This window comes from Spirosoma lacussanchae, from assembly GCF_005870035.1.
Classification (GTDB): Bacteria; Bacteroidota; Bacteroidia; order Cytophagales; family Spirosomataceae; genus Spirosoma; species Spirosoma lacussanchae.
The window spans coordinates 42,060-53,763 of record NZ_SWJG01000007.1; the positions used below are offsets into that span (position 1 = coordinate 42,060).

Here is an 11,704-nt window from a genome sequence, read left to right on the forward strand (position 1 = left end):
GATTAAGCTTGTAAGACCGACTGATTAATTTCCCGCACAACGGCCGACAGTTGAGGTAACAGGTCGGGGTCCTGTTCTATCCCGTTGCCGACAACGATCAGATCGGCTCCGGCTTTGAGGGCGTTATAGGCTTTCTCGCCCGAGTTGATACCTCCTCCCACAATAATCGGCACATCAACAACGGACCGAACGGCCGCAATCATATCGGGCGAGACGGGTCGGCGTGCGCCACTACCCGCGTCCAGATACATCAGTTGAAGCCCCAGCATCTCGCCGGCCATAGCTGTACAGGCAGCCACGCCGGGTTTATCGGCAGGAAGCGGCATGGTACCGCTGATGTAGGAAACCGTGGTCTGTGCTCCGCTGTCGACTAGCATATAGCCCGTTGGCAGTACTTCGAGACCGCTCTTTCTGAGCAGTGGGGCCGCAATGACGTGCTGACCAATCAGAAACTCGGGATTACGCCCGGAGATGAGCGAGAGAAACAGGATGGCGTCGGCGGTGGGCTCGATATGCAGCGAGTTGCCCGGAAACAGCACCACAGGAACAGGCGAGTAAGCCCGCAAGGTGCTGATCACTTCGGCATGTCGGTAATCGGTTACCAGACTGCCCCCAACCAGAAAGAAATCGATGGGATAAGTGCCCGCCCGCTGGAGCAGGGCTATAAGCGCGTCCTGCTCGACCTTATCGGGGTCGAGCAGGACGGCCAGCGACTTTTGTCCCGACGTTTTATGACGCCGGAGTGTATCTAGCAGGCTGACTGGTTGCCTTTTCGTGGTATTGCGTTGGATCGGCGGTGGGGTTGATGGCATTATTCTGACGGATGCGGGCTAAAAAACCCATTAACTGCTCGCGGGCAATGTTGGTCAGTACCGACGTTACCAGACCTCCGATCAATCCGCTTGCGGCCGCTGCTTTTTGCGTTTCTTTTGCGTGTTTTTTTACTGCCTTCCGCGTTGACGGCGCAGCTGCCTCCAAGTCCTCGCCGTATGAATCGTCCTCATCGTCATAATCGCGATCTTCCGGCTCACCGTATTTCTCGGCATACCGGTATTCGTCCGACTTAGGCAGTACCGCATTAACAACCAAATATACGGCTAAAGCGGCACCTGCAACAAATGCAGCCGTCCGGCCCAGCTCGGTTGCGTCGCCTTTGATGGAGTCAACGCTATCAGTGATTGAATCTTTGAACCGCTCGGTAGCAGCCATCAGTTGGGCCCGGCGGGCGGTTGTGTCGGCAAATGGTACTTTAGGATCTTCCATTAGTTTACGCTTGAGTTATTGTATTAATCTGTAAAAAACAACAGGCTAAACGCCTGCCTGTCAGTAGGCTCGGGGTGACGACTGATTTTCGCCAAGGCTACCGCCACCGCCAATCGCTGTGCGCGTCTGCGCCATCAGCTCTTCAACCGCTTCTGACTTTTCTTCTTTCTTTTTCTCCTGGCTTTTCTTGATGGCGCTATAAGCGGCCACCCGGATTTTCGACTTAAAAAAGTCTTTAGCGGCCAGCCAGATAATCGTCATCAGCAGGAAGAAGCCAGCAACAATCAAAAAGCCCAGGTACCGGCTGTTGGTTACCTCATTGAGGTAGGCAGCCAGCAGACTGAACAAAAAGATGGTTGTCATAGTGGCCAGCAGGGCTAGTACGATGCCGTGAATACCCACCACAACTCCCTCCTCCACTTTACTGCGCGTTTCAAGTGTAAATAACTCAATACGAGCTTCCAGGTAGCGGAATATATTCTCCCGAATTTCCTCTAAGCGCTCCAGCATGATCTTGTTTATTAGTTTTCACTATGGGGTATCTACAAAAAAGCGTCCATTTTGTTTAAAAAACAGAGGGTCTGAACAGTCAACTATGAATGTGGCTGCAAAGGGGCTTCATTTGCCGGAAGCTGGGCTGATTTTAGCGGTAGTAGGTGCTGAAGAAATCCGACTCGCTGCGCGCTGCCCGGGCCGGAGCTTACGAACGGGTTTGGTAAACTGGGTTGCCAAATGGACACAGGATTGTAGAAAAAATACCCATACCGGCTGATCTACGTTGAGTCATAAACGCAAACAGCCCCGGAGACTCACCTCCGGGGCTGTTTGCGTTGAAGTCGTTGATGCGAATGACTAGAAACGGCATATCGGCGACTGAGCCGTTAGTTCGATTGCCGTAGCTTGGCTTCAATCGTTTGTTGGGTGTGCGGAACGGCCCGCAGCCGCTCCTTAGGAATCAGCTTGCCCGTGTCTTTGCAGATGCCATACGTGCCGTTTTTAATCCGGACCATAGCGGCCTCGAGCTGCTGGATGAATTTCTGCAAACGGGCGGCCAGCTGGCTGAGGTTTTCGCGTTCGCTGGTGTCAGCACCATCTTCAAGCAGTTTTGAGTTGCCAGATGTATTGTCGGTGCCGCTGTCGTTCCGTTTGCTGAGCGTTTCCTTGATGTAATTTAACTCGCTACGGGTGGCGTCCAGCTTCTGACCAATGAGTTCCTCAAACTCCTTCAGATCTTCTTCCGAATATCGTTTTTTCTCTTCTTGAACCATAGTAAGGACTATGTTAGATGGGGCACGTGCAACTGACTGCAAAATTAACGCTTTGCGGCCGTTTTTTCAATATGAGACTTATATTACGGTCGTTTTTTTGGAAAATTAGTAAACTGGAAATTGACAAAATTTCGAATGAATCTTTGGTGGTGATTGCGTTCATTAAAAAAGAATTTGGCCCCTATTCAAGAACGAACCTGTTTATGTGGATTGTGATTTTTAGACTAATTTGGGAAAAAATATACTTTTGATAATGTAATCGCCTATTTATTAAGTTTGCGCGACACTTCATTGTATTTTTCGTTTAAAGACAGAATGAACCGCATGGCCATGGCATATATTGAACCAGCACCGATAAAAGATAAAGAGAATCCACTGGAGTCCATGATGTCCCGCTTCGACGCTGCCGCGCGAATGCTGGGTATATCAGACGAGATGTACGATATTCTTAAAGTGCCTGCCCGTCAGGTAATTGTAGGGCTGCCCGTTACGATGGATAACGGGAGCATCAAAGTGTTTGAAGGATACCGCGTTATTCACTCCAACATCCTCGGTCCGGCCAAGGGTGGTATCCGGCTCGACCCCGGCGTTCACCTCGATGAGGTAAGGGCGCTGGCGGCCTGGATGACCTGGAAATGTGCCGTTGTTGACATTCCCTACGGTGGGGGCAAGGGCGGTATCGCCTGCAACCCTCGCGAGATGTCGGCGGGCGAGATCGAACGCCTGATCCGGCAGTATACCGTAGCGATGCTCGACGTAATCGGACCCGACCGCGATATTCCGGCGCCCGACATGGGTACCGGCCCCCGCGAAATGGCCTGGATGGTGGACGAATACTCGAAAGCCAAGGGTATGACCGTAAACAGCGTCGTGACGGGTAAGCCACTCGTACTGGGCGGCTCGCTGGGGCGCACCGAAGCAACGGGCCGTGGGGTCACCGTAGCCGCGCTGTCGGCCATGGATAAACTGCGGATGAATCCCTACCGGACAACGGCCGCCATCCAGGGTTTTGGAAACGTAGGCTCGTTTGCGGCCGAACTGCTCCACGAGCGGGGCGTTACGGTGGTGGCTGTCAGCGATATTTCGGGTGGCTATTACAACGCGTCGGGTATCGACATTACGGCGGCTGTGACGTACCGCAATGCCAACAAGGGTACGCTCGACGGATTCAGCGGAGCCGAAAAGATCACCAACGAAGAATTGCTCTCGCTGCCCGTCGATGTTCTGGTGCCGGCCGCTAAAGAAGACGTCATCACCGACGATAATGCCGGGTCAATTCAGGCCAAAATGATCGTAGAAGGCGCCAATGGCCCAACTTCCGCTTCGGCCGACGAGATTATCAACAGCAAGGGTATTCTGGTTGTGCCCGATATTCTGGCCAATGCCGGGGGCGTAACGGTATCCTATTTCGAATGGGTGCAGAACCGCATCGGCTACAAATGGACCCTGGACCGCATCAACCGCCGGGCCGACCGCGTCATGAAAGATGCGTTTGACCGGGTGTTCGAAACGTCGCAGAAATACCAGGTGCCTATGCGGCTGGCCGCCTACATCGTAGCCATCGATAAAGTGGCGAGTACCTATAAGTTCCGGGGAGGATATTAATTCGGAACAGCATGTATACGGCATAATGCCTAATTTTGCCCGTTGTTACAGGGGGCTGATCCATTATTCAGTATACATTACACACGTTAACGATGCGTTTACACCGGGAAGGGTACACCATAATGCTGACAACGGGGCTGGTTTTGCTGGCCCTGAATTTGCTGGCTTACTTTTATCTGTTTTCTGACAACAGCCTGGCCATCGTGCTGCTGGCGGTAGCCAGCCTGATCCTGTTTGGGCTGATTGTCCAGTTCTTCCGGGTGCCCAACCGTACGCTGACGCTGCACGACGCCCAGATCATCGCTCCGGCCGATGGGACAATCGTCGTTATTGAGGAAACCGAAGAAAGCGAGTATTTCAAGGAGCGCCGGCGGCAGATTTCCATTTTTATGTCGCCCCTGAACGTACACGTCAACCGTAATCCGGTGTCGGGCGTTGTGCGGTACTTCAAATACTATCCTGGTAAATACCTGGTGGCCTGGCATCCAAAGTCCAGTACGGAAAACGAACGCACAACCATTGTCATTCAGGCTAAAAACGGCGTCGAGGTGCTGTTTCGGCAGATTGCCGGTGCGGTGGCTCGTCGTATCCGGTGGTACGTAAAAGAAGGTCAGCCCGTTGAGCAGGGCCAGGAAATGGGCTTTATCAAATTCGGATCGCGGGTCGATGTGTTTCTTCCGCTCGATGCCGATGTTAAAGTCAGCATTGGCGAACGTACCAAAGGGGGCGTTACCGTTCTGGCAGAACTGAAGGATTAACAGTCAGCCTACCAATTAGGCAGGGTCAGCAAAAGCGGGAAAGCCATTATGGCTTTCCCGCTTTTGCTGACCCTGTTTTATGTTCTCAGATTTGTACGCTGAGTAACTCGCCCCGCTCGCTTTCGGTCACGATCAGGCCCAGCTCGCCCGAGGGGTCGAAGGTGCAGTTGGTTGGGTTGGCGCCGGGCAACTGGAGATCGCGAATAAACTCGCCCTCGGACGAAAAGACCCGGATAAGTCCCGAGCCGAACACGGCCGTGTAGATGAAACCATCGGGCCCCAGCGTCATCCCGTCGGGACCGGGAATCGGTTCGTCAGCAGGAGCCTCCGTAACGACGGCCCATACCCGGATTGTTTCCCAGCTTAGGCCGATAGGGTCCCAGAAGCCGCTCCAGATGCGGTGGCGGTGGGTCTCGGCAATGAGCAGGGTAGGTATGCTGGTGTTGAGCAGCGCCAGCCCGTTCGGATACATCAGCCCATCGGTAATTACTTCGGCATGACCCCTGGGGTCCAGCACCGCCACGTAACCAAGCTGCTCATCGTCTGGCGGACCCGGGCAGGAGAAAATCAAATTGCCCTGCGCGTCGAACAGCAGATCGTTGGGCATGTTGAGCGGCTTTCCGTCAAGCTCGCTCAGGGCAGTATCAATCAGTTTGGTGTCGACGTTCATTCGTCGGATGGCCTGCTGACCGGAATCGCAGAACCAGATGAAACCATCCCGGAAAACAGCGCCATTGGGGCGCCCGCCGGTATGAACACGCATGGTACTGCCGTCTTTATCACGGCAAAACAACCCTTCACCCGCCTGTTCTACGCACCAGAGACATCCCGAATCGTCGAAAGTTGGCCCTTCCGGAAACCGTAATCCTGTTGCTAATACTCGTACACTGTCCATGTCATCGGTTGTTGAGTAGGAGTAAAGTTGTGGCCGACCCAATAGCGTCGGTGTCTGGTATAGACAATGTTCATATAATACACTGGCTGCTATTTTGTTTTCATATTCTATTTATTTGATAGACCAATAAGTAAGTAGCCCCTTTTGCTAGATTGTATTCACCGTACAATGGCAAGCTTTGTCTGTATTATTCGTTGAAATACTTGTATCTTTATGGTATTATGAAGACGTTCTTGCCATGACATACGACTATATTATTGTGGGAGCCGGTTCGGCAGGCTGCGTGCTGGCCAATCGGCTATCGGCCGACCCGACGGTGTCGGTGCTACTGCTGGAAGCTGGCGGGCCCGACACTAAATTTGAGTTACAGATTCCGGCTGCGTACTCCAAACTGCATGGTACTGCCGTTGACTGGGGCTTCTGGACCGAGCCTCAGTCGGCGCTGAACGGACGGCGCATGTACCAGCCTCGCGGAAAGACCCTGGGTGGCTGCTCATCGACCAACGCCATGGCCTACGTACGGGGCAACCGACGCGATTACGACGACTGGGCGGCACTGGGCAATACGGGCTGGGGGTATGAAAACGTGCTGCCGTATTTCATCCGCTCCGAATTCAATGAACAGATTGATCAGCTCGACGAGCGGTATCACGGCGCGCACGGCCCTCTCAATGTTACTTTTGCGACTGGCTTTCAGACCCCGCTAGCCCGGGCATTCGTAGACGCCTGTGGGCAGGTCGGTATCCGGGCCAATCCCGACTGTAATGGGGCCGAGCAGGAAGGAGCGGGCCTGCTGCAGTTTACGATCAAAAACGGGAAGCGCCATAGTGCCGCAACGGCGTTTCTGAAACCCGTAATGAGCCGACCCAACCTCACGGTTATTACCAGGGCCCACACAAAACAGGTACTGATCACCAACGACCGCGCCACGGGTGTCGAGTTTATTACGGGAAAAAACAGGACACAGACCGCAATGGCCCGGCAGGAGGTTATTCTGTCGGCTGGCGCATATCAATCGCCCCAGCTGCTGATGCTGTCGGGAATCGGGCCTGCCGACGCGCTGCGGCAGGCGGGGGTGGCGTTGAAGAAAGAGCTGCCCGGAGTTGGGCAAAACCTGCAGGATCATTTATTTACGGGGGTGAGCAGCCTGGCGTCGCAGCGGGGCGTTTCGTCCAATTTTCACCTCAAACCGCTCAACCAGCTCAAGGCGCTGGGAACCTGGCTCCTGTCGAAGAAGGGCCCGCTCAGTATTAGCCCGCTCGAAGCGGTGGCGTTTGTCCGGACTGAGCCAACGCTTGACCGGGTTAATATGCAATTTCATTTTGCGCCCGTACACATGGGCGATTCGTACACGGCCGATATGTATGATCTGTCAACCTGGCCTACCACCGACGGGTATATCGTTCTGCCAACGCTGCTGCTGCCCAAAAGCCGGGGCTATATCGGCCTGCGCTCGGCTAACCCGCTCGACGCGCCCGTGATTCAGCCGAACTACCTGACCCACGAAGACGACCGGCGTGTACTGATCCAGGGCGTTCGGCAGGCGCTGGAGATCAAACAGGCCGATGCGTTCGGGCCTTTTCGGCAGCGGGTACATCTGACGGCCGGCAGCTCAGACGATGTGATCTGGGCGCATATCCTACAGCAGCTCGAAACGGTATATCACCCGGTGGGTACGTGCCGGATGGGAACCGACGAGATGGCCGTTGTCGACGCCGATCTTCAGGTTCGGGGTATTGGCGGGCTGCGCGTCATCGATGCATCGGTTATGCCAACCATTGTGTCGGGCAATACCAACGCCCCCACGATTATGATTGCCGAGAAAGGGGCTGATCTGATCCTGGGATACGAGCCCGACGCGCTGTCGGCTATCCACAGCCGGGCCGCGATGCCCACAGACCGGCTGTAGCGGTGCGTTAGGGGCTAGCGCGTATGAAACGCGAAGGCCGGTGCGCGATCGCGTCTCTACAAGTTGGCCAGGTTGCTGATGTTGCGCTCCACGACTTCGACGACTACGATGTCGGGGCGCTCTGCGCTAACGAGGCTGGTGTCCAGCTTCTTGTCGCGTACGAAAAACGATTCCTGAAAGTAAGCGGCCATAAACGGCATCATGCTGTGGCTGAACGAGTCGCCAATGAACAGCAACCGGCCAACACCCGGCCCGGTGAAGCGCGTAGACGGGAAACCAGACGCCGGGTTTGGTACGGTGGCCGTCTGACGGGCTACCCGGTTGGCGTTCGGCTGAATGTAATAAAAGACTTCGTCTTTCCGCTCGTTCTGTACCGTCATCATCGTTACCAGATCACCACCCCCTCCGCGTTGTTTCTCGATGCGGAAATCGCTCAGTAGAATAGGGGGGCGGGTCGGCTGATCCTGCCGGATGCGGTTGAGCAGGGCCGCGCTGCCAATCAGGGTGCCGTAGTCGTTCCAGTGCGTATCGGTCTGGTAATACACAACGTGTCGGCCTTTCTCGGCCCGCAGCGTATCGCGAATATCGACAAAGGGAACGCTGGTTGCCGAAACGGCCTCCCGCAATACGTCCAGACGGGTTGGGCCGGGGGCGGGTTGCAGGTGATCGGGCAGGTTTTCCGGGTAAATCGAATGAGAATCGGGTGCGATGAGTACGTACAGCCGGATGCCCTGCCGGGCCAGTTCCTGCTGGCGCTGTGCGAGGTGACGGGCCATGTAGCGGGCCGAGTCGGGCGAGAGCGGCTGCAGGCCCCGGTGCTGATCAACCACGCGGTTGTAGCTATTGCCGAGAAAAAACCAGCCATTTTTGCCGACAACCACTTTTTCGGGCAGGGGCGATTGACCCAGCAGGTTTAGCTTCCAGCGGCTGTAACCATAGAACAGCGCATTCCGCCAGCCGAAATTCTCTTTGTAATAGCGGTCAAACTGGCGCACAAAACTCCGGACGTGCGGAAAGTTGAGCGGGGGGATACCACTGATTGCCCGATTTTCGGTACTGCTAAAGCGGGAAGACAACCCCAGCACCTGATCGAGCGAGGGGAGCAGCAGCAGGCCGGCAAAAACAAAACAAAGTAGTCTGAAACGGGCGTTCATACGAGCGATACTGGTTCCTGGAGTCTCGGCAAATGGCCTAGAACCTGAAATAAATAAATGGATTATAGGTGTCGGCAGCCAGATATGCTACTGCCATAACGAACAGACCGACCAGTCCCAGTACATAGGCCGTATCCAGGGTCAGGCGCGCCCAGTTTGTAGCCAGCCGCGTCAGAAGCCGTCGCCATACGTTCTGGAAACTATGATAGACCGGCGTGGCCAGGATGAACCCCAGCCCCAGCGACACCAGCAGTTCGGCGTTGATGAAATAGCTGAGCGGATAAGCCACCGACTTAGCCGCCGGTACCAGCCCCAGCATCTTGCCCAGATACGCCATGGCCGAGTTCAGGTCAGCCGCCCGGAAGAAAACCCAGCCTACCAGCACCACCATCAGCGTGTAGACATGACCCACCAGCGCCGGCGCGCGATCGAGTCGCCGGGCCAGACCAGCCCGCTCGATGAGCAGAAAAAGGCCGTGGTACAGACCCCAGATAATGAAGTTCATACTGGCGCCGTGCCACAAACCCGTCACGAAGAACACAATCAGCAGGTTACGGTACGTACGGGCTTTACTGCCCCGGTTCCCGCCCAGCGGAATATACAGGTAATCGCGGAACCAGCTCGACAGCGAGATATGCCAGCGACGCCAGAAATCCTGAATGGAACGCGCAATGTATGGGTAGTTGAAGTTCTCCTTAAAATCGAAACCGACCATCTTGCCGAGTCCGATGGCCATGTCCGAATAGCCCGAAAAGTCGAAATAGATCTGCAGCGAATAGGCCACGATGCCGAGCCAGGCCGTTGCGGCCGGGTAACTGTCGGGGGGCGCGTTGAAGATGGTGTCGGCCAGGCTGGCGAACGTGTTGGCCAGCAGCACTTTCTTGGCCAGCCCGATAATGAATCGTTCGGCACCGACCCCGAACTTTTCGAGCGTCACGCTGCGGTCGGTCAACTCGGGGGCTATATCGGCATAGCGAACGATGGGCCCCGCAATCTGGTGCGGAAACATGGCTACGTAGGTACCGTAATCGAGAAAGCTGCGGTTGGCCCGAATACGACCCCAGTAGATATCGAGCGTGTAGGAAATGCCCTGAAAGGTATAAAAGCTGATGCCGATCGGCAGCGCAATCTGAGCCAGGGTGAGGCTGTCCGAAACCGGCATGGCAAACGCTTCGGCGAAACCCCGGACCGAATCGACCAGAAAGTTGGTGTACTTGTAATAAAACAGCAGCGACAGGCTTCCTGCCAGCGAGAGCAGCAGCCCCGCCCGGCGCTGGCCGGCTTCGATCAGCCGGCCAGCCAGAAAGTTGATAGCCGCCGACACCAGCAGTACCAGCACCACCGGTCCTTCGCCCCAGGCATAGAACAGCAGACTAGCCCCAAACAACAACGCATTTTTCCAACGGCGGGGCGTCAGGTAATAGGCGATGAGGAAAAAAGGAAGGTACAGAAACAGAAAAATCGCGGAACTGAACAGCATCAGGCGAATATAATTTGTGGCAAAGGTAGACTATTGGGTAGCGTCTTGCCAAAACTAGGCCCGAAAGGCGTAGGTAGCTAGAGCTGCGACAGCAAATTAATGTTTCGTTCTACGACTTCAAATACCACAATATCAGGCTTCACCGCATTGAGCAAACGGGCGTCGAGCCGACAGTCGCGTACAAAAATTGACTCACCAAAATAGTGGGGTAAGTATTGCATGACAAACAAACTGAACGAGTCGCCAACGAAGAGCAGCCGCGGCTGGCTACAGTCCGTTCCGGTAAACCGCAGAATGGGGTAGGGCGATCCGTAGCGTTGGGATAAGGTATCGGGGGGCGGCAGGCTGCGGCCGTCGGTGCGCTGCACGTTATAATACAACGGATCTTTAATGCGCTGCTGCAACCCGATCATACGCACCAGATCGCCCCCAAAACCGGGCGATGGCGTGATGGTATAGGTTGACGAGTCCACGACAGGCAGCCGCGCGTTCAGGCGGTGCAGATGTTTCATCAGAGCCGCACAGCTAACCAGCGAACCGACGTTGTTCCAGTGCGTATCAGTCTGGTAGTACAGCTGATAGCGTCGCTTGGCGGCTTGCAGGGTATCGCGCAGGTCAATGAAGTGAATACCCGGCAAACGGCTGATGTGGCGGTGCAACACATCCAGACGGGACGGTCGGTGGGTATTGACCAGTTGCTCGGGCAGGTACTCGCTGTAAACAGACTGGGCATCGGGCGGAATAACAACAATCAGCTGGCTGTGATAGCGGCCCAGTTCGGCTTGCCGATGGTTCAGGTGGGTCAGCAGGTTCGTCAGCGAATCGGCGGGCCAGGGAAGCAGGCCCCGGTGCTGATCCATGATTCTGTTTTCGCTGTTCCCCAGAAAAAACCAGCCTTGTCGGCCGATGACTACTTTTTCGGGCAGGGGCGACTGGCCCAGCACAAACAGTTTCCAGCGGCTGTATAGCTGAAACAGGGCATCGCGCCAGCCGAAGGTTTGTTTGTAATAAGCCTCGAAGTCGCGCTTGTACCGCATGACGTGCGGAAACTCAAAAACGGGTCTGCGAAGCCGTTGTCGGTTTTCGGTGTTTTCGAACGAAACCGATAGCCCCAGCAGGTAATCAGCGGTGGGCAGAATGAGCAACAGGGCAAACAACAGAGCGATTAACTTGTGCGTAAACGGATGCCTCATACCAGCCTGGATGAAGAAAGTAAGTGTGGACCTATTCCCTAAAGACGGGATGATTACAAACTTAATTTATTGATGCTATAGCGGTAACGTAGAGCGACCCGGTAATGGACTACGGCAATTCATGTAGCTGACCGAGAGCGACTCATGTAGATTCGATTGTGTCAATAACTTTGCCATTC

11 protein-coding genes are annotated in these 11,704 nt (G+C 55.1%); 3 read left to right on the top strand and 8 right to left on the bottom strand.

The features are described from left to right. Positions 1–2 precede the first annotated feature (2 nt). The 4 genes from FBR45_RS20785 to FBR45_RS20800 all read right to left on the bottom strand — a co-directional run bounded on the left by FBR45_RS20785 (position 3) and on the right by FBR45_RS20800 (position 2,531). Positions 3–812 (bottom strand): geranylgeranylglyceryl/heptaprenylglyceryl phosphate synthase, encoded by an 810-nt coding sequence (locus FBR45_RS20785; RefSeq protein WP_138505892.1) that lies wholly within the window; start codon positions 810–812, stop codon positions 3–5. Continuing rightward, on the bottom strand, positions 730–1,263 hold the full coding sequence (locus FBR45_RS20790; RefSeq protein ID WP_138505894.1) for a hypothetical protein: 534 nt from the start codon (positions 1,261–1,263) through the stop codon (positions 730–732). The genes FBR45_RS20785 and FBR45_RS20790 overlap by 83 nt, the downstream gene beginning before the upstream one ends. A 60-nt stretch (positions 1,264–1,323) precedes the next feature. Then, positions 1,324–1,773 carry a phage holin family protein gene (locus tag FBR45_RS20795; protein ID WP_138505896.1) on the bottom strand — a complete coding sequence of 150 codons (450 nt, stop codon included), beginning with the start codon at positions 1,771–1,773 and terminating at the stop codon, positions 1,324–1,326. A gap of 371 nt (positions 1,774–2,144) precedes the next feature. After that, positions 2,145–2,531, bottom strand: a complete 387-nt coding sequence (locus FBR45_RS20800) for a TraR/DksA family transcriptional regulator (protein WP_077922391.1) — start codon at positions 2,529–2,531, stop codon at positions 2,145–2,147. A 330-nt stretch (positions 2,532–2,861) separates the two neighbouring features. Between FBR45_RS20800 and FBR45_RS20805 the strand changes: the two genes are divergently transcribed. Further along, positions 2,862–4,136, top strand: coding sequence for a Glu/Leu/Phe/Val family dehydrogenase (locus FBR45_RS20805; protein ID WP_171044928.1), 1,275 nt, complete (start codon positions 2,862–2,864; stop codon positions 4,134–4,136). A gap of 92 nt (positions 4,137–4,228) precedes the next feature. After that, complete coding sequence (locus FBR45_RS20810) at positions 4,229–4,894, top strand: phosphatidylserine decarboxylase family protein (RefSeq protein WP_138505898.1); 666 nt, start codon at positions 4,229–4,231, stop codon at positions 4,892–4,894. 85 nt (positions 4,895–4,979) lie between these two features. On the opposite strand, the gene FBR45_RS20815 is transcribed toward FBR45_RS20810, so the two are convergent. Further along, entirely contained in the window at positions 4,980–5,789 is an 810-nt protein-coding gene (locus tag FBR45_RS20815; RefSeq protein ID WP_138505900.1) for an SMP-30/gluconolactonase/LRE family protein, read from the bottom strand. Between the two features lie 238 nt (positions 5,790–6,027). On the opposite strand from FBR45_RS20815, the gene FBR45_RS20820 reads away from it, so the two are divergent. Then, on the top strand, positions 6,028–7,698 hold the full coding sequence (locus FBR45_RS20820) for a GMC family oxidoreductase (RefSeq protein ID WP_138505902.1): 1,671 nt from the start codon (positions 6,028–6,030) through the stop codon (positions 7,696–7,698). 56 nt (positions 7,699–7,754) lie between these two features. Here the strand turns inward: FBR45_RS20820 and FBR45_RS20825 are convergent, their stop codons facing one another. From FBR45_RS20825 to FBR45_RS20835, 3 genes are all read right to left on the bottom strand, one after another. Continuing rightward, positions 7,755–8,852, bottom strand: coding sequence for an alginate O-acetyltransferase AlgX-related protein (locus tag FBR45_RS20825; protein ID WP_138505904.1), 1,098 nt, complete (start codon positions 8,850–8,852; stop codon positions 7,755–7,757). A gap of 37 nt (positions 8,853–8,889) precedes the next feature. After that, a complete protein-coding gene (locus FBR45_RS20830) occupies positions 8,890–10,332 on the bottom strand; it encodes an MBOAT family O-acyltransferase (RefSeq protein WP_138505906.1) in 1,443 nt (480 codons plus the stop codon). A 77-nt stretch (positions 10,333–10,409) separates the two neighbouring features. Further along, positions 10,410–11,525, bottom strand: coding sequence for an alginate O-acetyltransferase AlgX-related protein (locus FBR45_RS20835; RefSeq protein WP_138505908.1), 1,116 nt, complete (start codon positions 11,523–11,525; stop codon positions 10,410–10,412). Positions 11,526–11,704: the final 179 nt, after the last annotated feature.

Bases quoted from the DNA above. Each gene is read 5' to 3' on its own strand.
- FBR45_RS20785 (WP_138505892.1), bottom strand. From the start codon at position 812: ATGCCATCAACCCCACCGCCGATCCAACGCAATACCACGAAAAGGCAA.
- FBR45_RS20790 (WP_138505894.1), bottom strand. From the start codon at position 1,263: ATGGAAGATCCTAAAGTACCATTTGCCGACACAACCGCCCGCCGGGCC.
- FBR45_RS20795 (WP_138505896.1), bottom strand. From the start codon at position 1,773: ATGCTGGAGCGCTTAGAGGAAATTCGGGAGAATATATTCCGCTACCTG.
- FBR45_RS20800 (WP_077922391.1), bottom strand. From the start codon at position 2,531: ATGGTTCAAGAAGAGAAAAAACGATATTCGGAAGAAGATCTGAAGGAG.
- FBR45_RS20805 (WP_171044928.1), top strand. From the start codon at position 2,862: ATGGCATATATTGAACCAGCACCGATAAAAGATAAAGAGAATCCACTG.
- FBR45_RS20810 (WP_138505898.1), top strand. From the start codon at position 4,229: ATGCGTTTACACCGGGAAGGGTACACCATAATGCTGACAACGGGGCTG.
- FBR45_RS20815 (WP_138505900.1), bottom strand. From the start codon at position 5,789: ATGGACAGTGTACGAGTATTAGCAACAGGATTACGGTTTCCGGAAGGG.
- FBR45_RS20820 (WP_138505902.1), top strand. From the start codon at position 6,028: ATGACATACGACTATATTATTGTGGGAGCCGGTTCGGCAGGCTGCGTG.
- FBR45_RS20825 (WP_138505904.1), bottom strand. From the start codon at position 8,852: ATGAACGCCCGTTTCAGACTACTTTGTTTTGTTTTTGCCGGCCTGCTG.
- FBR45_RS20830 (WP_138505906.1), bottom strand. From the start codon at position 10,332: ATGCTGTTCAGTTCCGCGATTTTTCTGTTTCTGTACCTTCCTTTTTTC.
- FBR45_RS20835 (WP_138505908.1), bottom strand. From the start codon at position 11,525: ATGAGGCATCCGTTTACGCACAAGTTAATCGCTCTGTTGTTTGCCCTG.